Source organism: Variovorax monticola, assembly GCF_051216855.1.
In the GTDB taxonomy this organism is placed as follows: Bacteria; Pseudomonadota; Gammaproteobacteria; order Burkholderiales; family Burkholderiaceae_C; genus Variovorax.
Genome location: NZ_JBPJZP010000007.1, coordinates 273,310 through 299,049, shown reverse-complemented (window position 1 = coordinate 299,049; position 25,740 = coordinate 273,310). Strand labels below are relative to the sequence as shown.

The window sequence follows — 25,740 nt, the reverse complement described above, 5'->3', positions numbered from 1 at the left end:
CTCAGACGTGTTCCGTGGCACCGTGCGCCAGGTGCATCCCGGCGACCCAGCCGAAGGTTAGCGCAGGGCCGAGCGTGATGCCCGGCGCGGGATACTCGCCGCCCATGACCGAGTGCATGTCGTTGCCGGCCACGTACAGGCCGGCGATGGGCGCGCCCTGCGCATCGAGCGCGCGGGCATTGGTGTCGGTGCGAATGCCGAGCGCCGTGCCGATGTCGCCGGGGTACACCTTCACCCCGTAGAACGGCCCCTGCTGTACCGGCGCGAGGCAGGCGTTGGGCTGGTGGTCGGGGTCGCCGAGGTAGCGGTTGTAGGCGTTGCCGCCCTTGTCGAATGCGGGGTCCTGCCCCTGTGCGGCGAGCGGGTTGTAGCGTGCGACCGTGCGCGCCAGGCCGGCGGGGTCCACGCCCGCCTGCGTCGCCAGGTCTTCCAGCGTGCCAGCGCGGTACAGGTAGCCGGCACGCACCAGGTGCTCGCGCGCACGGCCGCCGGGCAGCGCAAGGCCCAGGCCCCACTTTTCCATGAAGGCGCTGTCGCACACCAGCAGCGCGGGAATGGCCATGGCCTTGTCGTTCGCGCGGTACATGCCGCGCACGAACTCGTGGTACGAGGTCGACTCGTTGACGAAGCGTTCGCCCCGCGCATCGACCGCGATCAGGCCCGGCTTGGCGCGGTCCCACACCAGGTGCGGATAGCGCAGCACGCTGCCGTCGGGCCGCGTGAGCATCGACACCGGCGCCCACAGCGCCGGCCCGGTGTGGCCCGTGCCGAGCACGCCGCCGGCCTGCCGCGCCATCGCGATGCCTTCGCCGGCATTGTCTTGCGGCGACATCGAGTACGGCCCGGTCGGCGCGGGATAGTGCTGGCCGCGCAGGGCCGCGTTCCACGGAAAACCGCCGGTGGCGATGACCACGCCGCGCCGCGCACGCACCGTGATCTCCTTGCCGTCGCGGCGCAGGTGTACGCCCGTGACCGCACCGCTCGCGTCCTTCTCCAGGGCCAGCGCCGGCGTGTCGAGCCAGAACGGAATGTTCTTTTGCAGCACGCTGTGAAAGAGCCGCGCCGCCAGCGCATTGCCCAGCAGCAGCCGCGTGCCGCGGTGGTGGCCGCGCAGCCGGTCGCCGGTGTAGCGCAGCACCATCCTCACGCCGTGCTTCCACGAGGCGAACGAGCGCCACACGCCGAGCAGGTGCTTCACGTCGGTCATGTTGACCATCATTCCACCGAGCACGCAGAACTCGGGCAGCGGGTCGCGCAGCGTCTTGAAGTGCGCACCGAGCAGCCGCCCGTCGAATTCGATGGGGTCGAGCGAGCGGCCGCCCATCGCGGCGCCTTCGCGGTCGGGGTAGTAGTCGGGCGAGTAGGTGCGCGCGGCGAGCTTCACGTCCGTGCGTTCGCGCAGGTAGCGCAGCGCGAGCGGGCCCGCGTCGAGAAAGGCGTGGCGCAGTTCTTCGTCGCCGGCCGCGCCCACGGTGTTCTGCAGGTAGGTCCAGGCCTTGCCGCGCGTGTCGGGGTGGCCGGCGGCCTCGGCCTGGTCGTTGAGCGGTATCCACACGGCGCCGCCCGAGATGGCGGTGGAGCCGCCGATGCGGTCGGTCTTCTCGACGACCAGCACGTCGAGCCCTTCGAGCTTCGCGGTGAGCGCGGCGCTGAGGCCGCCTGCACCGCTGCCGATGACGACAACGTCGTACGTCGTCTTTTCTTGTGACTTCGCCATCACGACCCCGAGCCCCCGAGCGACTTGCCGCCGTCGACGAACAGCACCTGCCCGGTGACGAAGCAGGTCGCGGGCGAAGCAAAGAACACCACCGCGTTGGCGATGTCTTCCGGCGTGCCGGCCGCGCCCGTGGGCTGCAGCGCCAGCTGCGCGACCAGCCGCTCGGGTGACAGCGCGCGCAGCAGCGGCGTGTCGATGAGCCCGGGCGCGATGGCGTTGACCATGATGCCGCGCGCCGCCAGTTCCATGGCGCTGGCGCGCGTGTAGCCCACCAGCGCGGCCTTCGAGGCCACGTAGTGCGCGTGGTTCTTCGCGCCCAGGTAGGCGCGCGACGCGATGTTGACGATGCGCGCGCCGTGCGCCATCTTGCGCGCGGCCTCCTGTGTGAGCGTGGCCACGGCCAGCAGGTTGACTTCGTACATGCGGCGGAAGTCGGCCGAGGTCACGTCCAGGAAGGCGCGCTCGTCGAAGATGCCCGCGTTGTTGACCAGCGCGGTGAGCGGCGGCAGCTGCCGCACCATCTCGCGCACGGCCGCTTCGTCGGTGAGGTCGATGGCGCGGCATTCCACGTCGAGGCCGGCGGCGCGCAGCGCGGCCGTCTCGCGCTCGGCAAGTTCACCGTTGAAGTCGGCCATGACCACGCGCCAGCCGTCGCGCGCCATGCGCTCGACGATGGCGCGGCCCATGCCACTGGCGCCGCCCGTGACCAGGACCAGGCGTTTGTCTTCACTGCTGTTGTCGTTCATGTGTGTTCCGGGGTGCGGCGGTGCTCAGACCGCCAGGTAGCCGCCGTCGACCGGCAGCACCACGCCATTGACGTAGCTGGCCATCGAGGAGGCAAGAAAGACGACCGGCCCGGCGATCTCGTCGGCCTCGCCGTGGCGCTTGATGGGCACGCGGCTCATGTACCAGTCGGTGCCGTGCTCGGTCTGGCGCTGGCCCGCGGTCATGTCGGTCACCATGAGGCCCGGCGCCACCGCGTTCACGCGCACGCCGTGCGGGGCGAGGTCGCGTGCCAGCACCTGCGTGAGCGAACGCACGCCGCCTTTCGCCACCACGTAGCCGGCCGACGAGATGCCCGCGCCGAAGGCCACGATGGACGACAGGTTGACGATGTTGCCGTGCGTGCGCTTGAGCGCGGGCACGAACGACTGCGTCACGTTGAACACGCCCTGCAGGTTGACCGACATCACGCGGTCCCAGGCCTCGCGCGCGCCGGGCTCGTCGAACTTCGAGCGCGCGGAAATGCCGGCGTTGTTCACCAGGATGTCGATGTCGCCGTGCGACGCCGCAACGCGCGCGGCGAGCGCATCGACCGCCGCCGCGTCGCTCACGTCCACGCTCTCGGCGTCGGCGCGGCCGCCGGCTTCGCGGATCGATGCGGCCACCTGCTGCGCCACGGCCAGGTCGCGGTCGACCACCAGCACGTGCGCGCCTTCGGCCGCCATGCGGCGCGCAATGGCCTCGCCCAGGCCGCGTGCGGCGCCGGTGACGAGCGAGAGTTTGTCTTCGAGAAGCATGAAATTTCCTTGGGGATGGGGCGGTGTCAGACGCCGAGGTAGGCGCGGCGCACCGCTTCGTCGTTGGCAAGCTGTGCGGCAGGCCCGTGCAGCGAGATCTCGCCGTTCTCCAGGATGTAGCCGTAGCTGGCCACCGCCAGCGCGAGCTGCACGTTCTGCTCGACCAGCAAAATGGTGAGCTTCTGCTCGCGGTGCAGCCGCTCGATGATCTCGAACATCTGCTCCACCAGCAGCGGCGACAGCCCCATCGACGGTTCGTCGAACAGCATCACGCGCGGGCGCGCCATCACCGCGCGGCCGATGGCCAGCATCTGCTGCTCGCCGCCCGAGAGCGTGGCGGCCATCTGGTGCTGGCGCTCCTTCAGGCGCGGGAACATGGCGTACACCGCCTCCAGGTCGTTGCGGATGCCCGCGCGGTCGCGCCGCAGGTAGGCACCCAGGTCGAGGTTCTCGCGCACGCTCATGTCGCGAAACACCTGGCGGCCTTCGGGCACCTGCACGATGCCGCGTGCGACGAGCGCGTCGGAGCCGAGCCGGTCGATGCGCTGGCCGTCCAGCCGCACCTCGCCCTCGGTGCAGTCCACCAGGTTGGAGATGCAGTTCAGCGTGGTGGTCTTGCCCGCGCCGTTGCTGCCGAGCAGCGCGACGATCTCGCCCTCGGGCACGTCCACCGACACGTTGCACAGCGCCTGGATGCGGCCGTACGCGGCCGAGACGGCGCGCAGGGACAACAGTGCTTCAGCCATGCGCGGCCTCCTTGGCATGGGCCTGTGCTTTTCCCTTGCCCAGGTAGGCCTCGATGACGCGCGCGTTGCTGCCGATCTCCGCGGGCGTGCCCTCGGCGATCTTCTCGCCGAAGGCCATCACGGTGATGCGGTCCGAAATCGACATCACCAGCTGCATCACGTGCTCCACCAGCAGCACGGTGATGCCGTCGCGCGCCACCAGCTCCTTGAGCAGCCGGTCGAGGCTTTCGATCTCGCGGTTGCGCAAGCCCGCGGCCGGCTCGTCGAGCAGCAGCAGCTTCGGCTTGATGGCCAGCGCGCGCGCCAGCTCCAGCAGCTTCTGGCGGCCGAAGTCGAGGTCGCGCGCCGACTGGTGGCGCTCGCCGGCCAGGCCCACGCGCTCCAGCAGGTGCATGGCGAAGTCTTCGGTGGCACGGTCGGGTCGGCGCAGCAGGCGCCCGAGGGTGTTCGCGCCGCGGGCGTGCGTGCCGAGCAGCACGTTCTCCAGCACCGAGAGTTCGGCGAACAGCTCCAGGTTCTGGAAGGTGCGCGCAATGCCCAATGAGGCCATGCGGTGCGGCGACACGCTCGTGAGCTCGCGGCCTTCGAAGGTCACGCTGCCGCTGCTGGGCGTGTAGAAGCGAGAGATGCAGTTGAAGGTGGTCGACTTGCCCGCGCCGTTCGGCCCGATGAGCGCGTGGATGCGGCCCTGCTCCACCTGGAACGAGAGGCCGTTCACCGCCTTCAGGCCGCCGAACACCACGCTGATGTCGCGCACGTCGAGGAATGCCGCGGTGTTCATTGAATAATCTCCGCAACGCTAGGTGGCGTGTTCGCGTTCGTCGCGCGTTGCGACTTGCGCCGCGCCACAAACAGCGAGGCCATGCCCTTGGGCAGGAACATCATGAAGAGCATGAGGATGCCGCCGTAGATGATTTCCTGGTACGAGGGGGCCTGGCGCAGCAGCTCCGACGCCAGGCCGAACACGATGGCGCCCGCCACCGCGCCGCGCACCGAGCCCAGGCCGCCCACCACCACCATCGTGAGGATCAGGATGGTGGTCTGGAAACCCAGGCTCTCGGGGTGGATGAACGAGGTGAACAGCGTGTACATGCCGCCCGCCACGCCCGCGAAGGCCGCCGACAGCACGAAGGCCGTGACCTTCACCGCGCGCGTGTTCACGCCCATGGCCACGGCCGCCACGTCGCTCTCGCGCACCGCGCGGAACGACGAGCCCAGCCGCGAGCGCGCGAGCGCCAGCGTGAGCCACAGCATCAGCGCCGCAATGGCCACCACGAAGGGGTAGGCCTGCAGGTCGTTCATGAGCCGGTAGCCGCCGAGCGAGGCCGGCTTCATCTGCAAGCCGTTGGAGCCGTTGGTCACGGACTCCCAGTTCAGGAACACCCACTGCATCGCCTCGCCGAAGGCGAAGGTGGCCAGCGCCAGGTAGATGTCGCGCATGCGCAGCGCCAGCAACCCGATGACCCAGCCCAGCGCCGCCGCCAGCACCGCGCCCGCGAGGATCGACACGAAGAACGGCGGCTGCCAGTGGTTGTTGACGAGCCCGGCCGTGTAGATGCCGATGCCGAAGAAGGCCGCGTGCGACAGCGCGAACTGCCCCGTCTCGCCGATGACCAGGTGCATGCCCAGCGCCAGCACCGAGAACACCATCAGCAGGTTGACCACGTACAGCACGTAGCCGCTGGTGGTGAAGGGCAGCACGGCGAGCACCACGGCCATGCCGAGCAGCACGCAGCGGTCCCACCACGGGGACGAGGTTGTGAACGCGCTCATACCTTCTTCACCTGCGGCTTGCCGCCGAGCAGCCCTTGCGGACGCACCAGCAGCACCACCATGATCGCCACGAAGGGCGCCACCACGATGGCATTGGACGAAATGAAAAGCCCCACCAGGTTCTCGACGATGCCGATGATGAAGCCGCCCACCACCGCCCCCGGCAGGCTGGTGAAGCCGCCGACGATGGCCGCCGCATAGGCCAGGATGGCGATGTGGCCGATGTCGGGCGTGATGAGGATCTTGGGCGTGATCAGCAGCGCCGAGATGGCCGAGATGACGCCCGTGAGCGCCCAGATCTTCATGCGGATGCTGCCCAGCTTCACGCCCACGATCTGCGCGCCGCGCGGGTTCATGCCCACTGCGCGCATGGCCTGGCCGGTGCGGGTGCGCGTGAACATCAGGTACAGCAGCACCATCACCACCACGGCCGAGCCGAAGATGGCCAGGTCGAGCAGCGTGAGCGAGGCCTGCCCGATCATGATCGGGTCCTGCGGCACCAGCGAGGGCAGCGAGCGCGGCGTGTCGCCCAGGCCCGTCTTGCGCACCAGGCCCTTGAGCAGGTACGCAAAGCCGAGCGTGGCGATGACCAGTTGCACGCCCACGCCGCGTGAAGCGGTCACGCGCTGCATCACCACGCGCTGGAACGCCGCGGCGAGCAGGGCCGTGACCACGATGCTGGCGAGCACCGCGGCCCAGTAGGGCCAGCCCCACACCACCAGCGGAAACAGCGCGGCGTAGCCGCCGGCCATGAAGATTTCGCCTTGCGAGAAGTTCGGCACGTCGGTGGTCTTGAAGACCATGACGATCGCGACCGCGAGCAGCGCGTAGACGCTGCCGGTCACGATGCCGGACAGCACGCCCTGCTGCAGGAAAAGCCAGATGTCGGAGATGCTCATGGGATCGCCGCCGCCCTCAGGGCTTGTACTTCCACACGCTCTTGTAGCTGCCGGGCACCAGCGTCATGGTGCTGCCGTCGAACTTGATGTAGATGGCCGACTCCTGCGCGGCGCGGTCGTCGGGGCCGAACTCGATCGGGCCGGCCATCACGCCGGAGTCGAACTTCATGGTCGACAGCGCGGTCAGCACCTTCTCGCGCGTGGGGTTCGGGCCGGCCGCCTTCAGGGCGTTGACCACGGCCATGGCCGAGGGAATGCCGTAGGGCATGTAGGCCTGCGGGTAACCGGGCTTGGACGCCAGCTCGGGGTAGGCGGCCTTGTACATGTCGTACACCCACTTCAGCTTGGGGCCGCCGGGCACGTCGGCCAGCACTTCCTGGATGTAGACGTTCTTGAACGCGTCCTTGTTGCCCACGTTCTCCACCAGCTGCTTCAGGTCGGCGGTGGAGTTCACGGCCAGCACGATGGGCTTGTTGAAGCCCAGCTCGAAGGCGCGCTTGACGATCAGGCTCACGGGCCGCGCATAGGTGGTGAGCAGCAGCACGTCGGGGTTGGCGGCCTTGATCTTCAGCATGGGCGCGGTGACGTCGGTGATGTTCGGGTTGACCGACTGCACCTGCAGGTCAACGCCGCCCAGCGCCTTGGCCTGCGCCTGGGCCGACTCGAGGTTCCAGCCGCCGTAGGCGTCGTCGTGGTTGATGTAGCCGATCTTCTTCGCCTTGAGCTGCTCGCTCGCGAACTGCACCATCGAGCCGCCCACGGCATGCTGCGAGATGGAGAACGCGCCGTAGATGTACTTCGAGGGCGGATACAGCGCGCCGTCGCCCGAGGCGTTGAGCATCACCAGCGGAATCTTCGCGCGCTCCACGTACTCGCGCGCGCCCACCACGGCGGCCGAGCAGGAGCCGCCGTTGAGCAGGAACACCTGGTCCTGCTCGGTGAGCTTCTTCACCGCGGCCAGCAGGTCGTTGGCGTTGCAGCGGTCGTCTTCCACCACCAGCTCGATCTTGCGGCCGTTCACGCCGCCTTCCTTGTTGATCTTGTCGTAGTACATCTTCGCGGCGTTGATCACGTCGAAGCCGTAGTTCATCGACGCGCCCGACATCGGCGAGAACATGCCGATCTTGATGGTCTTGTCGGTGAGGCCGGGTTCGGCCTGAGCGAACGCGGCGCTCGCGAAGGCGCACAGCGCGAAGGGCGCCAGGGCCGAAATCAGGAAGTTCTTTTTCATGGCTGTCTCCGTTGGAATGAGTGAGTGAAGGAAGACCCGCGCGCCTACTGCATGCGGTAGCCGCCGTTGACGTCGATCACGTTGCCGGTGATGTACGCAGCCTGCTCCGAGGCCAGGTAGTCGACCGCGCCCGCCACGTCGTCCACGGTGCCGATGCGCCCGAGCGGAATGTTGGCGGCGGCCGCCGTGAGCGCGCCGCTGCTCTGCACGGTGCCGCGCAGCATGTCGGTGTCGATCAGGCCGGGGGCCACCGAATTGCAGGTGACGCCCAGGTGCGCCGATTCGCGCGCCATGGCCTTGGTGAGGCCGAGCACCGCCGACTTGGCGCCGATGTAGGTCGCGCTCGCGCGGTAGCCGCCGAGCTGCGCCGCCACCGAGCCGAAGGTGACGATGCGCCCGTGCGCCACGGGCGCCGCCTCGCGTCGTCGCAGGTAGGCGCGCCCGCACAGGAACACGCTGCGCGCGTTGACGGCGAAGGTGCGCTCCCAGTTCTCCAGCGTGGTGTCCTTGATGGGCGAGCGCTCGCCGCCGGGCTGCAGCAGCACGCCGGCCACGCAGATGAGCGCGGCGACCGGGCCGAGGCGGGCCTCGATGTCGTCGAACGCGCCTTCGACCGCCGCCTCTTCGCTCACGTCGAACTGGCGAAAGTGGTGGCCCTCGCCCAGCGACTGCGCCACGGCGCGCGCGTTGTCGCCGTCGATGTCGGCCACGACGATGCGGTAGCCGCTGGCCGCGAGCCGGCGGCACACGGCCTCGCCGATGCCGCGGCCGCCGCCGGTCACGAGGGCCAGCCGGCCGTGGGGTTGTGCATGATGGTCGGCCATGGGCTGCAAGGTCTCCGGGCCGCCTTCTGGGGCGGCTTGAAAGTTGATCGAGGATGGCATTGTGTATACATGAATACATCTTTGCGCCCTCGTTTTCCCTGATAACTCGAACTATCGTCCCAATTCCCGGGCATCATGTATACCTGACATGGACACACTCTCCCAACAAGTCACCGAGACGCTGCGCACCTGGATCCTTCACGGACGGCTGGCGCCGGGCATGCGCGTGGAGGAAGTGCCGATCGCGGAAAGCCTCAAGGTGTCGCGCACGCCGGTGCGCGCCGCGCTGGCCGCGCTGGCGATGGAAGGGCTGATCGACCACCAGCCGAAAAAGGGCTACCTGGTGCGCTCGTTCGCGCTCGAGGACATCCTCGCGGCCTACGAGGTGCGCTCGGTGCTGGAGGGGCTGGCCTGCCGCCGCTTCGCCGCCCTGGGGGTGGACGACGCCACCGCCGCGCTGCTGCGCGAATGCCTGCGCGAAGGCGACGACATACTGGCCAAGGGCCAGCTGCTGCTGGACGACCTGGCGCCCTACCAGCAGATGAACGTGAAGCTGCACAACACGCTGATGCACGGCGCGCGCAACCCGTGGGTGATGCGCTTCGGCGCGCAGGCGCAGGCGGTGCCGTTCGCGTCGGACCGGATCATGCTGTGGAACGACCACGGCGTGATCCTGCGTTCGCACGACGACCACCACCGCATCGTGCAGGCCGTGATTTCAGGCGATGCCGCGCGCGCCGAGCAGCTGATGCGCGAGCACGTGTACTACGCGGGCATCCTGCTGCGGGACAACTACCAGCGGCTGCTGGACGAACGCAGCCGCGAAGGGCTGCCGCCCACGCTCATGGCCGCGCCTGGCGAGGCTGGCGAGCGGCCGGCTTCCTGATGCGCAGCATGCCCTCTTGCGCGGCCGAGGCCACCAGCCGGCCGTCGCGCGCATAGAGGCTGCCGCGGCACAGGCCGCGCGCACCACCCGCGCTGGGCGAATCGAGCACGTACAGCAGCCAGTCGTCCATGCGGAAATCGCGGTGGAACCACATGGCGTGGTCGAGGCTGGCGGGGCGCACCTCGCCGCTCATGAAGCTCAGGCCGTGCGGCAGCATGGCGGCGCGCAGCAGGCCGTGGTCGGACGCATAGGCCAGCAGCGCACGGTGCACCATCGGGTCGTCGGGCAGCGGTGCGACGGCGCGCATCCAGATGGCGCTGTCGGACGAAGGGCGCACGGCGGGGTGGATCAGGTCGTCGGCTTCCACGCGGCGGTACTCAATGCCGTGCGGTTGCGTCGCCTTGGCGCGCCAGGGCTCGGGCAGCAGGTCGCCGAGCGCGATGCGCTGGTCGAGCTCGCTGACCAGGCCTTCGGGGCCGGCCACTTCGGGCATGTCGAACTGGTGGTCGACGCCGTCGTCCACGGTCTGGAACGAAGCCGACATCTCGAAAATGATGCGCTCCTGCTGGCGCGCCACCACGTGGCGGGTGGTGAAGCTGCGGCCGTCGCGCACGCGGTCGACGCTGTACTCGATGGGCGCATGCTCGCCCGGCAGCAGGAAGTAGGCGTGCATCGAGTGCACCGGGCGGTCGGCGCCGACCGTGAGGCTGGCGGCCATCAGCGACTGGCCGAGCACCTGCCCGCCGAACACGGCGGGGGTGCCGATGTCCTCGCTCCGGGCCAGGAAGCGGTCGCCGCCCAGGGGCTCGAGCTGCATGAGCGAGACGAGTTCGTTGACGAGGCGGGCGGCGGTGACGGGGTCGATGATCATCGGAAAGGAGCGGTCGGGGGCTGACAAAAAGCTGGACTCCAACCATAGCAAAGGCTGGGCCCGCAGGCTGTCGCGGCCCGGTCAGCACCCGCTGCCGGCGCGGCTACCGGTACAGGCAATAGCCCATGACGCGGGCGCTGCAGGTGAAATCGGTGCCGCCCTGGACCACGCGCACGGGCACGCCGCCCAGCAGCATCGAGCCGTCGTCGGCGTACACCAGCGGCGTGGGCGCGGCCTTGGCGAAGGCGCCGCTGAGCGTTTCCTGCTCGACGTAGGCGAGGTACTGGCGCCTGGAAAAGTCGACCTTGTCGGCCGACTTCAGCGGCGCCGCTTCGTAGCGCTTGCCGTAGACGGTGCCGAAGTAGCGCAGCGCCGGACCGGTGCGGTCGCCGTATTTCACGTCCGCCCTGGCGAAGCCGGTCTGGACCAGGAAAGTGCGGTCTTCGGGTGTCAGGTCGGCGTCGAACGCCATCAGCACGTACTGGCCTTCGAAGCTCTGGTTGCGCGCCACCTTGAACTCGCCGATCAGGGCGGGCACGACCTTGGCGCGGCCGTCCCAGCGCAGCAGCGCCGCCACGGAAGGGTCGCCGTCGAACACGTAGTGGTACTTGTCGCCGGCAATGGCGACCTTGCGGCCGTCCTTGGCCGCCACGAAGCTCAGGATGCGGTCCTTGCCGTGGACCGGGTCGCCTTCGGGGGTGCTGGCGCAGCCCGTCTGCAGCAGGCCGAGGGTGGCGCAGGACAGCGCCAAAAGAATGCGACGCGCGGTGGTCGGCAACGACAGGAAGTGCACTTTTCGTCCGGGGTTCGAGTTCATCAAGCCCCGGACTCTAGCGCCATCCCGCCGCGTTCGCCGCGCTCAGCGGTCGAGGTCGACGCCGTCGGCGAGCAGCTTCTTCTGCAGCGCCGCCACGTCCACCGCGGCAAAGGCCGCGCTGCCCAGCGACGCCGCCGCCGTGCCCGCAGCCTGCCCCATGACGAAGCAGCCGCCGCTCGCACGCGCGGCCGACTGTCCTTCGTGCGTCATCGACGCGCAGCGCCCGGCCACCAGCAGGTTGTCGATTGCCTGCGGCACCAGCATGCGCCACGGCAGGTGGTTGTAGGCGTTGTCTTCGTCGCGCGGAAAGGCCCATTCGATGCGCCCGTCGGCATGCATTTCCATCGGCCAGGCGTTCAGGCCGATGTTGTCGTCGAACTTGGCCGAGCCCAGAATGTCCTCGCGCTGCAGCGCATACAGCCCCTGGATGCGCCGCGTTTCGCGAATGCCCACCTGCGGCGCGATCTCCACGATGGCCGACTGCGCGAAGCCCGGCACCTCGGCCTTCAGGAACTTGAAGTACTCGGTGATCTGGCGGCGGCCCTCGAGCTCGCCGTCGGTGAGCTCCTGCGCGTCCACGCCGTTCATCGCGCGGCCCTGGGCGTTGCGGATCTGCGTGACGTTGGCGCGCCACTCGCGAGGGTCCTTGTTGGGCCGCAGGATGGCGCCTTCGCGCGGGAACTTGTACACGCCCGGCTTTTGCGCCTCGGCGCGCGCCATGAAGTCGTTGATGGCCTTGAACTCGCCCACCGCTTCCAGCGCGGCCGGCGCGTCGACCTGGCCGATGCGGAACATGGTGGTCGGGAACAGCCCGCTGCCGTGGCCGTCGCCCACCTCGAAGGGCACGCCCGCGAAGGCGGCCACGTCGGCGTCGCCGCTGGCGTCGATGAACGCGTTGGCGCGAATGGCCTGGCGGCCCGACTTGGTCTCGACCACCAGCGCCGCGATGCGGCTGCCGTCGCGGATCACCGCGGCCGCGTACGCATGGAACAGCAGCTTCACGCCCGCCGCTTCGAGCAACTGGTCGGCCGCGAGCTTGTACGCCGAGGTGTCGTACGAGCGCACGCAGATGCGCCCGCCCATGCCGTTCTGCGGGTCGTTCATGCCGTTGAGCGCGGCGATGCGCTCGATCAGCGGGTCGACCACGCCGTGCACCAGCTGCGTCATCTCGCCCTTGCGCTTGCCGTACAGGCCCGCGAAGTTGGTCACGCCGCCGGCGGTGCCCATGCCGCCGAGGAAGCCGTAGCGCTCGACCAGCAATGTGCTGGCGCCGTGGCGCGCCGCGCTCACGGCCGCCGCGATGCCGGCAGGGCCGCCGCCCACCACCACCACGTCGCAGGCGCCGAACACCGGCAGCTCGCGCGCCGGCTCATGCAGGGTCTGGACGGTCATTACTGCAACTTGATGCCGCGGGCCGAGATGATCTTGCTCATGATGGCCGCCTCTTCGGTCACGCGCGTGCGCATGCCGTCCGGCGAGGTGCCCACGGCCTGCCAGCCTTGCTCGAAGAGCTTGCGGCGCACGTCCGGGTCCTTCATGACGACCTCGAGTTCGCGGCTGATGCGCGCCTGCGCGGCCTTCGACAGGTTGGCCGGGCCCAGCAGCGCCACCCACACCTCGAGGTTGAAGTCTTTCACGCCGGCGTCGGCCAGCGGCGGAATTTCGGGCACCAGCGCGCTGCGCCCGCCCGTCAGGCCGATCGCCTTGAGCTTGCCGGCCCGGATCTGCGGCATGGCCACGCCCGGGGGAATCAGGCCCATCTGCACCTGGTCGCCCAGCATGGCGGTGATGACCTGCGGGTTGCCCTGGTAGGGCACGTGCTCGGGCTTGAAGCCGGCCACGCGGGTCTTGAGCAGTTCCATGCCCAGGTGGCCCACCGAGCCGATGCCGACCGAGCCGTAGTTCCACTTGTCGCCGGCCTGGCGGGCCGCGTCGAAGAAGGCGGTGCCCGAAGGCAGGTTGTTCTGCGCCACCAGCACCAGCGGCGCGGTCGCGATCAGCGACAGGTAGGTGAAGTCCTTGACCGGGTCGTACGGCAGCTTGGCGTACAGCATCTTCGACGACGTGAGGTTGCCGTTGATGACGATGCCCAGCGTGTGGTCGTCGGTGGCCTTGGCCACCTGGTCGGCCGCGATGTTGCCCGAGGCACCGGCCTTGTTGTCCACCACGATCGGCTGGCCCAGCGCCTTGCCCAGCGGCTCGGCGATGGTGCGCGCCGCGATGTCGGGCGTGGAGCCACCCGGAAAGCCCACCAGCAGGCGGATCGGCTTGGTCGGCCAGGCGGCGTTCTGTGCGCTGGCGGCCAGCGGCAACGCGGCGGCGGCGGCCAGGCCGCAGGCAATCAGGAGGGCTCTCTTGGTGGCGTGCATGGAATGTGAAAAATTGTCAAAAAAACGAAGAGGGCCAGCTTAACTGCCGAGCGAAGCACCGGGCAAGGCGCGGCCCGCGCTATTCGAGGCTGATGTTGCCCCTGCGCACCAGCTCGCCGTACACCTTCGACTTGGCTTCGGCATTGCGCTCGATTTCCTCGGGCGACCAGGCCAGCGGCTCGAAGGCGAAGGTGTCGAAGCGGGCGCGAATCTCCGGGTCGGCGATGACCTTGGCCACGTCGGCGTTGATCTTCGCCTTGACGGCCGCCGGCACGCCCTTGGGCGCGAGCAGCGACACGAACGAATTGACCTCCAGCGAGGCCGGGCCACCCGCCTCGGCCATGGTCGGCACGTCGGGCATCTGCGGAATGCGCTTGGGCGCCGCAATGGCCAGGTAGCGCAGCTTGCCGGCCTTGTAGATGCCCTGGCTCGACGGAAGGCTGGCAAAGCTCCACGGCACCTCGCCCGCGCCCACGTTGGCGAACAGCTGCGACACCTCGCGGTACGGCGCGTGGCGCATGCGGATGCCGGTGAGCGCCTCGAGCTGCTGCGCGCCCAGGTGGCCCGGGCTGCCGACGCCCCATGAGCCGTAGACCACGCCTTCGGGGTCGGCCTTGGCCGCGGCGATCAGGTCGCCCATGGTCTTCCACTTCGACTCGCTGCCCACGGCCACGAAGAAGGGCGTGCGAAACAGCGAGGCCACCGGGTCGAAGTGCTGCAGCGTGACGAAGTTCTTCGACTTGTACAGGTGCGGCAGCGCGGCGATGTGCTCGCTGTCGAGCTGCAGCAGCGTGTAGCCGTCGGGCGCGGCGCGCCGGGCCTGGTCGATGGCGATGAAGCCCCCGCCGCCGGGCTTGTTGTCGATCAGCACGCGCTGGTTCCACAGGCGCGAGAGCTTGTCGGAGACCAGGCGCAGCACCGCGTCGGGGCCGCTGCCGGCCGCGAAGGGGGTGACCAGGGTCACGGGCTTGTTGGGGTAGTCGCCGGCCTGGGCCAGCGCCCCGGTGGCCGCCGTCAGGGCAAGGATGCTTGTCAGCAGTGCGCGCGAGAAATTCATGTCTTTTGTCTCCTGGGCGTGACCTGTGTGGCCGCCTCGATGGTTGTGGATGCTGAAAGAAACAGATGTCAGTGCGGCGAAAGCGCCGCGGCGGGTTCGGTCCTTGCCGAAGTCGGGGCATACAGTGCCTCGGGTGCATCGTCCAGGCAATGCTCCGGCCGCCAGGCGTAGAGCCACTCGACCGCATCGTAGAAGCGCTCCGGCGAGCGGCCGACCCACAGGCTGTTGCGCACCAGGCGCTCCACGCCCTTGGCGTGATACAGGCGCCCCATTTCGCGCACCGACAGCACCACGCGCGCGGTGCGGGCGACGCGCGCCGCCTCGTACAGCCTGAACGCGGCGGGCATGTCGAAGCCGCAGGCCTTCACGGCCTCGCCGAGCGTTACCGCGTCTTCGAGCGCCATGCAGGCGCCCTGCGCCAGGTACTGCATCATGGGATGGGCAGCGTCGCCCAGCAGCGTCGCCGCGCCCTCGCTCCAGCGCACGACCGGGTCGCGGTCGGCGGTGCTCCAGCGGCGCCACGAGGTCGGGCGGTCGAGCAGCTGGCGCGGGCGCGCATGCACGCCCTCGAAGTACGACAGCACCTCTTCCTTGCTGCCGTCGCTCACGCCCCACTCCTCCTTTTCGCGGCTGTGGAAGGTGACGACCAGGTTGTATTGCTCGCCGTGGCGCAGCGGGTAGTGCACCAGGTGGCAGTCGGGGCCGGCCCAGACCACGGGCGCGTTCCAGCGCAGGTCGGCCGGCATGTCGGCCGCGGGCACCACGGCGCGGTAGACCACGTGGCCCGACACGCGCGGCGCGTCGCCGATGAGCGTGTGGCGCACCACCGACTTCACGCCGTCGCAGCCGACGATGGCGTCTGCCTCGAAACGGCGGCCGTCGCGGGTGACGGCAACCACGCCCCGCCCGCTCATGTCGACGGACTCGACCTGCGCCGAGGTGTGGAAGCGAATCAACGGATGCTGCTTGACCGCCTCGTGGATGGCGCCGTGCAGGTCGGCGCGGTGGCTCACCGCATACGGATTGCGAAAGCGCGCGCGGAAGGCTTCGCCGACCGGCACCGAGGCCACCTCGGCGCAATCGACCGCGTCCATCATCACGAGCCGGTCGGTGAACACCGAGCCCCGGCGCACGGCCTCGCCCACGCCCAGCGCGTCGAGCGCGGCGAAGGCGTTGGGGCCCAGCTGCAGGCCGGCGCCGATCTCGCCGATGGTGGCGCTCTGCTCCAGCAGGTCGACGGCCACGCCGATGCGCGCGAGCGCCAGCGCGGCGGCCATGCCGCCGATGCCGCCGCCGACCAGCAGCACGGTGGGAGGATTCTTCGGGACGGGTGCGGTCATGGGGCGGCCTGTGCTTTCTCGTTCGGAATCAGTCGATGCGAACCGCGAGCGAAGGCAGGCGCTCGATGCTCACCTTGATCGTCTGGCCGGGCTTCACGGCGCCCACGCCTTCGGGCGTGCCGGTGAAGATCAGGTCGCCGGGCTGCAGCGTGAACAGCGTCGACAGGTTGGCGATGACTTCGTTCACCGACCAGATCAGGTGCGTGATGTCGCTGTTCTGGCGCACCTGGCCGTCGACTTCCAGCGTGATGCTGCCGGCGTTGATCTCGCCCACGTCGGCCAGCGTGCGCAGCGGCGCGATGGGCGCTGAGAAGTCGAAGGCCTTGCCGATTTCCCACGGGCGGCCCTGCTCGCGCATCTTCATCTGCAGGTCGCGGCGCGTCATGTCCAGGCCCACGGCGTAGCTGTGAATGTGGCTGGCGGCCTGGTCGATGGCAATGTCCTTGCCGCCCTTGCCGATGGCCACCACCAGCTCGGCCTCGTAGTGGTAGTTGCTGGTGTGCGGCGGGTACGGAATGCGGCCGGTCGCGCCTTCGGCCACGGGCACCACCGACGCGTCGTCGTTGGGCTTGCAGAAGAAGAACGGCGGTTCGCGCTCGGGGTCGAAGCCCATCTCGCGGGCATGCGCCGCGTAGTTGCGGCCCACGCAGTAGACGCGGCGCACGGGGAACAGCTTGTCCGAATCGACGATGGGCAGGCCGACGATGGCGGGGGGAGTGAAAACGAAGGACATGAAGGCTCCTGCCGCACGCGGCGGCACACGGTCAAACAAACAAGAAAAAAGGAGTCGGCGCGTCGGCCGCCGCCGGGCCGCCCCAAGGCGGCCGAACCTCCCCCTCGGGGGGTGGCGAATTACACGAAGCGAAGCGCAGTGAAAAGCCGGGGGGCGAACATCCTTTCAGGCGTCTTCGAGAAAGGCTTCGCGCAGGATGCCCATGGCCTGCTGCACGGGGCGGTCGGAGAAGCTGAACAGCACCACGTCTTGCGCCGGGGCCAGCAGCCGCAGCGGTGCCCAGGACGGCACCACGAAGGTGTCGCGCGGACCGAAGTCGAAGCGCCGGCCGCCCATCTCGGCCGTGCCGTGGCCTTCGACCACGCTGTACACGGCGCCGTCGGTCGCGCGGTGCGTCTTGCCCGCGAAGCCTTCGGGCAGCAACTGCAGGTTCGTCGAGATGGTCGGCATCGGCGAGCCGCCCGTCAGCGGGTTGACGTAGCGCAGCTTGTGGCCGAGCCACGCGTCGGGCGCTTCCTGCTTGTGCAATTGGGCCAGCGCCTCGCGGCTGCGCGCATAGGGGTAGTTGAAGATCGGCGAGGTGGCCGACACATGGTCGTGGCGCACCGGCACCATGTTGTGGCCGAAGCGCGCCAGGCTGTGGCCTTCGGGGCGCGACACGTGCTGCACCTTCGCGTCGTCGTTCTCGGCGAAGCCGGCGTCGAAGAAGCGCAGCATCGGAATGTCCAGCCCGTCGAGCCACACCACCGGCTCGCTCACGCCTTCGATGCCCTCGTTGCCATGGTCGTGCCAGGCCCACGAGGGCGTGATGATGAAGTCGCCTGGATGCATGGTGGTGCGCTCGCCGCCCACCGTGGTGTAGGCGCCCTTGCCGTCGACGATGAAGCGCAGCGCCGACTGCACATGGCGGTGCGAAGGCGCCACCTCGCCCGGCATGATGAGCTGCAGGCCGGCGTAGATCGACTGCGTGATCGACGAGTTGCCCGGCAGCGCCGGGTTCTCCAGCACCAGCACGCGGCGCACGGCTTCTTCGGCGGTGATGAGGTCGGCCGACTCCATCAGCAGCGGGCGAATCTCGTCGTAGCGCCACAGGGCCGGCACGCAGGGCGTTTGCGGCTCGCGCGGCACCAGGGCATGCAGCGACTCCCACAGCGGCGTGAGGTTCAGGGGGCGGATGCGGGCGTAGTAGTCGCTGCGCTCGGCTGCATTGGATGGCGCGGTTTTCATGGGCGTGGGTGTCTCCGTTGCGGGCATTGTTGAGCGGCACCACTATTTACTCAAGACCGGTCGTCAATACACGGAATTCGAAATTTCGATAATGGTGGCTTCTCTTTCCGTTCTCCCCACGCAACGCTCCCGAGGCAACCTGTCCATGTCCAAGCTCGATCTCGAATGGCTCGCCGTGTTCGACGAGGTCTACAAGACCGGCAACGTGTCCAAGGCGGCCGAGCGGCTGGGCATGGCGCAGGCGGCGGCGAGCACCGCGCTGAACAAGCTGCGCGCGCACTTCGACGACCGCCTGTTCACCCGCACCGCGCAGGGCATGCAGCCCACGCCGCATGCCGAGCGCATCTACCCGAACCTGCGCGAGGCGCTGGCCCAGCTGGCGCAGGCCCAGGGCAACCGCAGCAGCTTCGAGCCCGCGCAGGCGCAGCGGCGCTTTCGCATCTGCATGACCGACATCAGCGAGGTGGTGCTGCTGCCCGGCCTGCTCGACCACCTGCGGCATGTGGCGCCGGGGGTGCATATCGAGACCGAGATCATCTCCACCCTCAGCGGGCGCCGCCTGCAGGACGGCGAGGTCGACCTGGCCGTGGGCTTCATGCCGCAGCTGGACGCGGGCTTCTACCAGCAGACGCTGTTCATGCAGAACTTCGTGTGCCTGGCGGCGCGCAACCACCCGCGCATCGGCGAGCGGCTCACGCGCAAGCGCTTCGAGGCCGAGGCGCACGCGGTGGTGTCCACGTCGGGCACGGGCCACGCCATCGTCGACACGACCATCGCCCGGCTGGGGCTCCGGCGCGACGTGGTGGTGCGGCTGTCGAGCTTTCTGAGCGTGGCGCGCATCGTGGCGCACACCGAGCTGATCGTGGTGGTGCCGCGCATCCTGGGCCAGGTGCTGGTGACGCAGGAGCCGGTGAAGCTGCTGGAGCCGCCCTTCGCCCTGCCCGCCTACGCCGTCAAGCAGCACTGGCACGAGCGCTTTCATGCCGACCCCGGCAATGCCTGGCTGCGGCGCACGCTGGCCCAGCTGTTCAGCGGCAGCTGAGCGCGCGAGCCTGCGCGACCGGCGGCGCTCGCGAGGGTTCGCCCGCTCGCATAATCGCGGCTGCCCGAATCCCACAGCCCTACGAAAAAGGCGGCCCCATGTCCTCGATCACCCTGCGATTCCTCGCAGAACCCAACACCGTCAACTTCGGCGGCAAGGTCCACGGCGGCACGGTCATGAAGTGGATCGACGAGGCCGGCTACGCCTGCGCGACCAGCTGGGCCAAGCGCTACTGCGTCACCGCCTTCATCGGCAGCATCCGCTTTCACCGCCCGATCATGATCGGCGACCTGGTCGAGGTCGAAGCCCGCCTGGCCTACACCGGCACCACCAGCATGAACATCTCGGTCGAGGTGCGCAGCGGCGACATGAAGGGCGGTGTGATGGAAAAGACCACCGAATGCCTGATCGTGTTCGTGTCGGTCGACTCGCACGGCCGGCCGCTGCCGGTCGAGGCCTTCGCACCGGGAACGCCCGGCGAAATGGCGCTGGCCGAGCGCGCCAAAGCCCACCTGGACGCCAGCCGCGCGGCAGGCGCCACGCCCTGAGGGCGCCCGACTAGGCGGAAAGCTCTAACGGCGAAGGGCGCGGGCGGCTAGAGTCCTGCGACCCGACCCCCTTCAAGGAACTTCTCGCATGGCCACCTCCGGCAACCACGACGACAGCAGCGACAACGGCAAGTCATCCGACCGCATCAAGGACTCCGCCCAGCAGATCTGGCTGGCCGGTCTCGGCGCCTTCGCCAAGATGCAGCAGGAAGGCAGCAAGGCTTTCGAGGCACTCGTCAAGGACGGCGCCGGCATGCAGAAAAAGACCCAGCAGGCCGCGGAAGAAACCCTGAGCCAGGCGCAGACCCGCATGGCCGGCTTCGCCAGCGAGTTCGGCACCAAGGCCGCAGGCCAGTGGGGCAAGCTGGAGAACATCTTCGAAGAGCGCGTGGCGCGCGCGCTCGAAAAACTCGGCACGCCCACGGCCGCCGACATGGCCGCGCTGCAGGCGCGTGTCGACGCGCTCGAGGCGCAACTGAAGAAGCAGCACGCGGGCACCGCCAAGGAAGCCGCCCCGGCACGCGCCAGCCGCGGCGCCGCGCGCAAGGCCGCCGCCCCCGCAAGGAAGACCACCTTGCGCCACGGCAAGCCCGGCTGAGCCCCGGCAGGCCCGAAGCGGCCTGCGCGTATTGCGCGTATTGCGGCGCTGCACCAAAAAATCAGCCCCGCGAAACATGTCCCGCGCCCTTCATGGCGCGGGGTACATAGGCTAGAGTGTCCCCAACAGACCACGAGACAAACGGGGGCACCGACATGGCAAAGAAGGCGCCACGACGCACGGCGCAACGCATCCTCGAAGCCGCATTGGACCTGTTCAACCGCTTCGGGGAGCCGAACGTCTCGACCACCCTGGTGGCGGGCGAACTCAACATCAGCCCGGGCAACCTGTACTACCACTACCCGGCCAAGGAAGAGCTGATCAACAAGCTCTACGAAGGCTACGAGTCCGAGCTCAACGAGCTGCTGCATGCCAGCGAGGGCGTGCACGACGTGGAGGACGCCTGGTTCTTCATGCACACGCTGTTCGAGCTGATCTGGCGCTACCGCTTCCTGTACCGCGACCTGAACGACCTGCTCAGCAAGAACCGCCGCCTGGAAACGCAGTTCCAGCTGGTGCTGAAGAACAAGGCACGCGCCATCCGCCAGCTGATCGCCGGACTGAGCCGCGCCGGCCACCTGGAGATCGACGCGCACGAGGTCGACACGCTCGCGCAGAGCATGGTCGTCGTGCTGACCTACTGGCTGAGCTACGAGTACGTGCGCAACCCGCGCGAGGCGCTGGAACCCGCGCACGCGCAGGGCGCGCTGCTGCGCGGCGCCCACCACACCCTGCACCAGCTCGCGCCGTACCTCGCGCGCGAACAGCGCCAGCATTTGCTGACACTCAGCCACGCCTACAACGGCGAAGATGCTGTGAAGCGCGGCAGCAACGCGACTTCCTCTGTCGACATGGCGGTCTAGACAACATGCCCCACCACGACTTCCAGCCGCTCTCGCTGATGTCCGCACGTCCGGCCGCCGCCAACGCGGATCCGTGGAAGCCCCTGCCCTTTGCCGACGTTCCGCGCTACGACGCGCGCAGCGTGGCCTCTCACTGGCCGCGCCTGCATGCCGGCCACGAGCTGCCCGTGCCGCACGAAAGCTCGCCGCTGGCCGAAGGCTGGGCGCTGTACCACAGCGGTGAGTTCGAGCGTGCCGCCGCGGTCGGGCTGTTGCACGGTGCCGAAGGCCTGGCGCTGGCCAACCAGGCCACCGCCATCTACGCCAACTACCTGGAGCCGCGCGAGGCCGTGCGGCTCGCCATGTTCCGCCACGTGATCGAACGCGCCGGCGCGCAGGAGGCGGCCGAGCCCGACAACTGCCAGGCGCTGTACTGGCAGGCCTATGCGCTGGGCCGCTACAGCCAGGGCATCAGCGTGGCGCGCGCGCTGGCGCAGGGGCTGGGCAGCAAGCTCAAGGGTGCGCTGGAACGCGTGATCGCCTTGCAGCCCCGGCATGCCGACGCGCACGTCGCACTGGCGTCGTTCCACGCCGAGGTGATCGACAAGGTGGGTGCGCTGGTCGGGCGCATGACCTATGGCGTGCGGGCGGAAACCTCGATGGCGCTGTTCGAACGCGGGCTCGAACTGCACCCGCATTCCGCTGCCGGGAAGATGGAGTACGCCCGCGCGCTGCTGATGCTGCACGGCGACTCGCGCATGGGCGAAGCCACCGACCTGTACGAGCAGGCCGCGGCGCTGAAGCCGGCCGACGCGCGCGAACGGCTCGATGTGGAGCTGGCGCGGGCGGGCCTGAAAGACTGAGTCGGTACCCATGGGTACCGCGCAATTTAAGATGCGCGTTTCCAGCTTTTCAACTTGACCGACATGTCCGATCTCCATGCCCAGTTCGAGGCCGCCCAAGCCAACTCCAAGCTGCTCGCCGAGCGCCCCGACAACCCCACGCTGCTGAAGATCTACGGCCTCTTCAAGCAGGCCACCGAAGGCGACAACGCCGCCAAGAGGCCCAGCTTCAGCGACATCGTGGCACGCGCCAAGTGGGACGCGTGGACGGCGCAGAAGGGAGCGAGCGCGGACGAGGCCAGGCATAAGTACATCGACCTGATCGAGTCGCTGCGAGGCTGACTTGCTGCGGCGCTAACCCACGATCCCACGTTCATGCAGCGCGGCGATCTGCCCGGCGCTCAACCCGATTTCCTTCAGCACCGCATCGGTGTCCGCCCCCAGCCCCGGCGCGTTGTGCCGGTGGCTGGCCGGCGTGAGCGACAGCTTGGGCACGAAGCCCGGCACGGCGAGCGTGCTGCCGTCGGGCATGCGCACCTGCTGCAGCATGCCGCGCGCGGCGTAGTGCGGGTCGGCCGCGATGTCGGCGATGGTGTAGATGCGCCCGGCCGGCACCTGCGCCACGTCGAGCGCGGCCAGCACCTCGTCGACCGTGCGCTGCGCGGCCCAGTCGCCGATGGCGGCGTCCAGCATCTGCACCTGCGCCACCCGCCCCGCGTTGCCCGACAGCGCCGCGTCGGCCGCGAGATCGGGCCGGCCGATGCATGCCATCAGGCGGCGGAAGATGCTGTCGCCATTGCCCGCGACGATCGCGTAGCCGCCGGCCTTGCAGCGGTAGGCGTTGGTCGGTGCGATGCCCGGCAGGGCGCTGCCGGCCGCCTCGCGCACCGCACCGAAGGCGCCGTACTCGGGCAGCAGGCTTTCCATGCAGTTGAAGACCGCCTCGTACAGCGCCACGTCGATCACCTGCCCGATGCCCTTCGGGTGCGTGGCGCTCACCGTGGCATGCCGGTGCTGCATGGCCAGCAGCACGCCGATCACGCCGTGCAGCGACGCGAGCGTGTCGCCGATCGACACGCCCACGCGCACCGGCACGCGGCCCGGTTCGCCCGTGAGGTGGCGCAGCCCGCCCATGGCCTCGGCCACCACGCCGAAGCCGGGGCGGTCGCGGTAGGGGCCGGTCTGTCCGTAGCCGCTGATGCGCAGCATCACGAGCGCAGGGTTGGCCTCCAGCAGATCGTCAGGGCCCAGGCCCCAGCCTTCCATGGCGCCGGGGCGGAAGTTCTCGACGAGCACGTCGGCCTCGGCCGCCAGCTGCCGCACGATGGCCTGCGCCTCGGGCTCGCGCAGGTCGAGCGCCAGCGAGCGCTTGTTGCGCGACTGCACCTGCCACCACACCGAAGTGCCGTCCTTCAGCAGCCGCCAGGTGCGCAGCGGGTCGCCCGCGCCGGGCGGCTCGATCTTGACGACCTCGGCGCCGAAGTCGGCCAGCGTGCGCGCCGCGAAAGGCCCGGCGATCAGTTGCCCGAGTTCGATGACCTTGAGGCCGGCCAACGGGCCCGGGGCGGCCGGCGCGGCAGGGGAAGAAGCGGTGTTCGTCATGGCGACAGAGTGTGCCGTGCCGCCGCGCGCGCCTTTCGGGGCGGGAAAACACCTATGAATTCTTGACACGCCGTTGCCAGCTCGTTCTGCACCGCAGCAATCGCCCGCCCATCGCCCCTTTCCCCCGAGGAGAAACCACTTTGCTGCAGTGCAATGCCCGCACTTGCTCGCTGGAATAAAAGTCAAAAAAGTATCGGCTTCGAGCGCCATCTCTGGTTGTGGGCGTTCTGCGCGATTCGTACAGTCCGCCCCACGCTGTCAGCCACGACAAAGAGACAACAGGACAAGGAACCGCTCATGCAACCCGATCTGGAAATCGTCGAAGTCCGCGGGGACGAATCGTTCACCGCCTGGGCGCATGGCTATCCGTATCGCACGGTGCGCTGGCACTTCCATCCCGAGTACGAGATCCAGCTGATCGTGGAGACCCAGGGCGTCTACTTCGTCGGCGACCACGTCGGCCACTTCGAGGCCGGCAACCTCGTGCTCATGGGCCCCGACCTGCCGCACAACTGGATCAGCGACGTGCCCGCGGGCCAGAGCGTCGAGCGGCGCGGCATCGTGATCCAGTTTCCGGCCGAGCTGGCGAAGAACATGGGCACCGCCTTCCCAGAGTTCGGGCGCATCGCTGCGCTGCTGGCCGAATCGGGCTCGGGCCTGCTGTTCTCCGCCGAGACGGCCATCGCCGCCAAGCCGATCATGGAGTCGCTGCTCGAGGCGCGAGGCCTGCGCCGCGTGATCCTGCTGCTCTCGCTGCTCGAACTGCTGGTGGACAGCAGCGACCGCCAGCGCCTGGCGAGCCCCGCGTTCAGGCCCGACCCCAAGGCCTTCATGTCGCACGCGATCAACAACGTGCTCGCGCACATCACCGCCAACCTGGCCGACGACCTGCGCGAACCCATGCTGGCCGAGCTCGTGGGCCAGAGCCCGAGCGCGTTTTCGCGTTCGTTTCGCAAGCACACGGGCCAGTCGTTCGTGCGCTATGTGAACCGGCTGCGCATCAGCCGCGCCTGCGAGCTGCTCACCAACAGCGAGAAGCCGGTGCTGGACGTCTGCATGGACGTGGGCTTCAACAACGTGTCGAACTTCAACCGGCAGTTCCTGCTGCACAAGCGCATGCCGCCCACCAAGTTCCGAAGTTTCCACCGCATGCAGGCCGCGGCCTCGCGTGCCGCCAAGTCGCCGTAGCCGGCGCTCATTCCTGTTCCCCGCGTCGTTGCCGGCGCGGCGCTTCGGGCGCCGCGTGGGGCACGTTTTCGCCCGCGTTTTTGCCCGCGTTTTTGCCCGCGTTTTTTCGACAGTCAATGAACCTCAGGAGACCGCAACCATGAAGAACCTTCTCATCAAAGCCACCGCCCTCACCGCCGCACTGCTCTGCGCCGCATCTGCCGCACAGGCGCAAGCACCCAAGCAGCCGCTGCGCATCGGCATGACTTTCCAGGAACTCAACAACCCCTACTTCGTGACGATGAAGCAGGCGCTCGAAGAAGCTGCCGCCACCATCGGCGCCACCGTGGTCACCACCGACGCGCGGCACGACGTGGCCAAGCAGATCGGCGACGTGGAAGACATGATCCAGAAGAAGGTCGACATCCTGCTGCTGAACCCGACCGACTCCGCCGGCGTGCAGTCGGCGGTACGCTCGGCCAAGAAGGCGGGGCTGATCGTGGTGGCGGTGGACGCCAACGCGCAAGGCCCGGTCGACTCCTTCGTCGGCTCGAAGAACACCGACGCCGGCCGCCTCGCCTGCGAGTACCTCGCCAGGAGCATCGGCGAGAAAGGCGACGTGGCGATCCTCGACGGCATCCCGGTCGTGCCGATCCTTGAGCGCGTGAAGGGCTGCCGCGAAGCGCTCGCCAGGTACCCCGGCATCAAGGTCGTGAGCACGCAGAACGGCAAGCAGGAACGCGCCGCCGCGCTCACCGTGACCGAGAACATCCTGCAGGCCAACAAGGACCTGAAGGGCATCTTCAGCGTGAACGACGGCGGCTCGATGGGCGCGCTCGCGGCCATCGACGCCAGCGGCAAGGACGTGAAGCTCACCAGCGTCGACGGCGCGCCCGAAGCCATCAAGGCGATGCAGAAGCCAGGCTCCAAATTCATCGCCACCACCGCGCAGTACCCGCGCGACCAGATCCGCCTGGCCATCGGCATCGCGCTCGCGAAGAAGTGGGGCGCCAACGTGCCGGCCGCGGTGCCGGTCGATGTGAAGCTGATCGACGCCGAAGGCGCCAAGACCTTCACCTGGTAACCCGA

27 protein-coding genes are annotated in these 25,740 nt (G+C 68.8%); 9 read left to right on the top strand and 18 right to left on the bottom strand.

Going from position 1 to position 25,740, the window contains the following annotated elements; translation table 11 throughout:
* Nucleotide 1: 1 nt before the first annotated feature.
* Genes ACSFA5_RS25495 through ACSFA5_RS25455 form a run of 9 tightly spaced genes read right to left on the bottom strand, consistent with a single transcriptional unit; the run spans nucleotide 2 to nucleotide 8,710 of the window.
* Nucleotides 2-1,717, bottom strand: coding sequence for an FAD-dependent oxidoreductase (locus ACSFA5_RS25495; protein ID WP_435446838.1), 1,716 nt, complete (start codon nucleotides 1,715-1,717; stop codon nucleotides 2-4).
* Nucleotides 1,717-2,463 carry an SDR family NAD(P)-dependent oxidoreductase gene (locus ACSFA5_RS25490; RefSeq protein ID WP_435446837.1) on the bottom strand — a complete coding sequence of 249 codons (747 nt, stop codon included), beginning with the start codon at nucleotides 2,461-2,463 and terminating at the stop codon, nucleotides 1,717-1,719. Before ACSFA5_RS25490 ends, ACSFA5_RS25495 begins: the two co-directional genes overlap by 1 nt.
* A 24-nt stretch (nucleotides 2,464-2,487) precedes the next feature.
* Entirely contained in the window at nucleotides 2,488-3,237 is a 750-nt protein-coding gene (locus tag ACSFA5_RS25485) for an SDR family NAD(P)-dependent oxidoreductase (RefSeq protein ID WP_435446836.1), read from the bottom strand.
* Between the two features lie 26 nt (nucleotides 3,238-3,263).
* Nucleotides 3,264-3,983: an ABC transporter ATP-binding protein gene (locus ACSFA5_RS25480; RefSeq protein WP_435446835.1), complete on the bottom strand. Its 720-nt coding sequence runs from the start codon at nucleotides 3,981-3,983 to the stop codon at nucleotides 3,264-3,266.
* A complete protein-coding gene (locus ACSFA5_RS25475) occupies nucleotides 3,976-4,764 on the bottom strand; it encodes an ABC transporter ATP-binding protein (protein WP_435446834.1) in 789 nt (262 codons plus the stop codon). The genes ACSFA5_RS25480 and ACSFA5_RS25475 overlap by 8 nt, the downstream gene beginning before the upstream one ends.
* The gene (locus tag ACSFA5_RS25470; RefSeq protein ID WP_435446833.1) at nucleotides 4,761-5,756 is read right to left on the bottom strand and encodes a branched-chain amino acid ABC transporter permease; all 996 of its coding nucleotides are present in this window, start codon (nucleotides 5,754-5,756) and stop codon (nucleotides 4,761-4,763) included. The genes ACSFA5_RS25475 and ACSFA5_RS25470 overlap by 4 nt, the downstream gene beginning before the upstream one ends.
* Nucleotides 5,753-6,655 carry a branched-chain amino acid ABC transporter permease gene (locus ACSFA5_RS25465; RefSeq protein ID WP_435438900.1) on the bottom strand — a complete coding sequence of 301 codons (903 nt, stop codon included), beginning with the start codon at nucleotides 6,653-6,655 and terminating at the stop codon, nucleotides 5,753-5,755. Before ACSFA5_RS25465 ends, ACSFA5_RS25470 begins: the two co-directional genes overlap by 4 nt.
* Before the next feature lie 16 nt (nucleotides 6,656-6,671).
* Entirely contained in the window at nucleotides 6,672-7,886 is a 1,215-nt protein-coding gene (locus ACSFA5_RS25460) for an ABC transporter substrate-binding protein (protein ID WP_435446832.1), read from the bottom strand.
* A 44-nt stretch (nucleotides 7,887-7,930) separates the two neighbouring features.
* Complete coding sequence (locus tag ACSFA5_RS25455; protein ID WP_435446831.1) at nucleotides 7,931-8,710, bottom strand: SDR family NAD(P)-dependent oxidoreductase; 780 nt, start codon at nucleotides 8,708-8,710, stop codon at nucleotides 7,931-7,933.
* A 148-nt stretch (nucleotides 8,711-8,858) separates the two neighbouring features.
* Between ACSFA5_RS25455 and ACSFA5_RS25450 the strand changes: the two genes are divergently transcribed.
* Nucleotides 8,859-9,596, top strand: a complete 738-nt coding sequence (locus ACSFA5_RS25450; protein WP_435446830.1) for a GntR family transcriptional regulator — start codon at nucleotides 8,859-8,861, stop codon at nucleotides 9,594-9,596.
* Here the strand turns inward: ACSFA5_RS25450 and ACSFA5_RS25445 are convergent.
* The 8 genes from ACSFA5_RS25445 to gtdA form a co-directional block, all read right to left on the bottom strand.
* Nucleotides 9,553-10,467, bottom strand: coding sequence for an acyl-CoA thioesterase (locus tag ACSFA5_RS25445; RefSeq protein ID WP_435446829.1), 915 nt, complete (start codon nucleotides 10,465-10,467; stop codon nucleotides 9,553-9,555). The two genes, ACSFA5_RS25450 and ACSFA5_RS25445, sit on opposite strands and share 44 nt — an antisense overlap.
* 103 nt (nucleotides 10,468-10,570) lie before the next feature.
* On the bottom strand, nucleotides 10,571-11,284 hold the full coding sequence (locus ACSFA5_RS25440) for a hypothetical protein (protein WP_435446828.1): 714 nt from the start codon (nucleotides 11,282-11,284) through the stop codon (nucleotides 10,571-10,573).
* 42 nt (nucleotides 11,285-11,326) lie between these two features.
* Nucleotides 11,327-12,676, bottom strand: a complete 1,350-nt coding sequence (locus ACSFA5_RS25435; protein ID WP_435446827.1) for an FAD-dependent oxidoreductase — start codon at nucleotides 12,674-12,676, stop codon at nucleotides 11,327-11,329.
* Nucleotides 12,676-13,653, bottom strand: coding sequence for a Bug family tripartite tricarboxylate transporter substrate binding protein (locus ACSFA5_RS25430; protein ID WP_435446826.1), 978 nt, complete (start codon nucleotides 13,651-13,653; stop codon nucleotides 12,676-12,678). The genes ACSFA5_RS25435 and ACSFA5_RS25430 overlap by 1 nt, the downstream gene beginning before the upstream one ends.
* Nucleotides 13,654-13,732: 79 nt before the next feature.
* The gene (locus tag ACSFA5_RS25425) at nucleotides 13,733-14,710 is read right to left on the bottom strand and encodes a Bug family tripartite tricarboxylate transporter substrate binding protein (protein ID WP_435446825.1); all 978 of its coding nucleotides are present in this window, start codon (nucleotides 14,708-14,710) and stop codon (nucleotides 13,733-13,735) included.
* 68 nt (nucleotides 14,711-14,778) lie between these two features.
* Complete coding sequence (locus tag ACSFA5_RS25420; protein ID WP_435446824.1) at nucleotides 14,779-16,050, bottom strand: 3-hydroxybenzoate 6-monooxygenase; 1,272 nt, start codon at nucleotides 16,048-16,050, stop codon at nucleotides 14,779-14,781.
* 28 nt (nucleotides 16,051-16,078) lie between these two features.
* Entirely contained in the window at nucleotides 16,079-16,783 is a 705-nt protein-coding gene (locus tag ACSFA5_RS25415; protein ID WP_435446823.1) for a fumarylacetoacetate hydrolase family protein, read from the bottom strand.
* A 165-nt stretch (nucleotides 16,784-16,948) separates the two neighbouring features.
* Nucleotides 16,949-18,010: a gentisate 1,2-dioxygenase gene (gene gtdA / locus ACSFA5_RS25410; protein WP_435446822.1), complete on the bottom strand. Its 1,062-nt coding sequence runs from the start codon at nucleotides 18,008-18,010 to the stop codon at nucleotides 16,949-16,951.
* A 145-nt stretch (nucleotides 18,011-18,155) separates the two neighbouring features.
* Between gtdA and ACSFA5_RS25405 the strand changes: the two genes are divergently transcribed.
* The 6 genes from ACSFA5_RS25405 to ACSFA5_RS25380 all read left to right on the top strand — a co-directional run bounded on the left by ACSFA5_RS25405 (nucleotide 18,156) and on the right by ACSFA5_RS25380 (nucleotide 22,224).
* Nucleotides 18,156-19,052, top strand: a complete 897-nt coding sequence (locus tag ACSFA5_RS25405; protein ID WP_435446821.1) for a LysR family transcriptional regulator — start codon at nucleotides 18,156-18,158, stop codon at nucleotides 19,050-19,052.
* A 98-nt stretch (nucleotides 19,053-19,150) separates the two neighbouring features.
* Nucleotides 19,151-19,600 carry an acyl-CoA thioesterase gene (locus ACSFA5_RS25400; protein WP_435446820.1) on the top strand — a complete coding sequence of 150 codons (450 nt, stop codon included), beginning with the start codon at nucleotides 19,151-19,153 and terminating at the stop codon, nucleotides 19,598-19,600.
* 88 nt (nucleotides 19,601-19,688) lie between these two features.
* On the top strand, nucleotides 19,689-20,198 hold the full coding sequence (locus tag ACSFA5_RS25395; protein WP_435446819.1) for a phasin family protein: 510 nt from the start codon (nucleotides 19,689-19,691) through the stop codon (nucleotides 20,196-20,198).
* Nucleotides 20,199-20,353: 155 nt separating this feature from the next.
* Nucleotides 20,354-21,061 carry a TetR/AcrR family transcriptional regulator gene (locus ACSFA5_RS25390; protein ID WP_435446818.1) on the top strand — a complete coding sequence of 236 codons (708 nt, stop codon included), beginning with the start codon at nucleotides 20,354-20,356 and terminating at the stop codon, nucleotides 21,059-21,061.
* Nucleotides 21,062-21,066: 5 nt separating this feature from the next.
* Nucleotides 21,067-21,903, top strand: coding sequence for a tetratricopeptide repeat protein (locus tag ACSFA5_RS25385; RefSeq protein WP_435446817.1), 837 nt, complete (start codon nucleotides 21,067-21,069; stop codon nucleotides 21,901-21,903).
* A gap of 63 nt (nucleotides 21,904-21,966) precedes the next feature.
* Nucleotides 21,967-22,224, top strand: coding sequence for an acyl-CoA-binding protein (locus tag ACSFA5_RS25380; RefSeq protein WP_435446816.1), 258 nt, complete (start codon nucleotides 21,967-21,969; stop codon nucleotides 22,222-22,224).
* Nucleotides 22,225-22,236: 12 nt separating this feature from the next.
* Here ACSFA5_RS25380 and ACSFA5_RS25375 read toward each other — a convergent pair whose 3' ends face one another.
* On the bottom strand, nucleotides 22,237-23,484 hold the full coding sequence (locus tag ACSFA5_RS25375; RefSeq protein ID WP_435446815.1) for a CaiB/BaiF CoA transferase family protein: 1,248 nt from the start codon (nucleotides 23,482-23,484) through the stop codon (nucleotides 22,237-22,239).
* A 297-nt stretch (nucleotides 23,485-23,781) separates the two neighbouring features.
* On the opposite strand from ACSFA5_RS25375, the gene ACSFA5_RS25370 reads away from it, so the two are divergent.
* Both ACSFA5_RS25370 and ACSFA5_RS25365 read left to right on the top strand, forming a co-directional pair.
* Entirely contained in the window at nucleotides 23,782-24,672 is an 891-nt protein-coding gene (locus ACSFA5_RS25370; RefSeq protein ID WP_435446814.1) for a helix-turn-helix domain-containing protein, read from the top strand.
* A 139-nt stretch (nucleotides 24,673-24,811) separates the two neighbouring features.
* Entirely contained in the window at nucleotides 24,812-25,735 is a 924-nt protein-coding gene (locus ACSFA5_RS25365; protein ID WP_435446813.1) for an ABC transporter substrate-binding protein, read from the top strand.
* The last annotated feature ends 5 nt before the right edge of the window (nucleotides 25,736-25,740 follow it).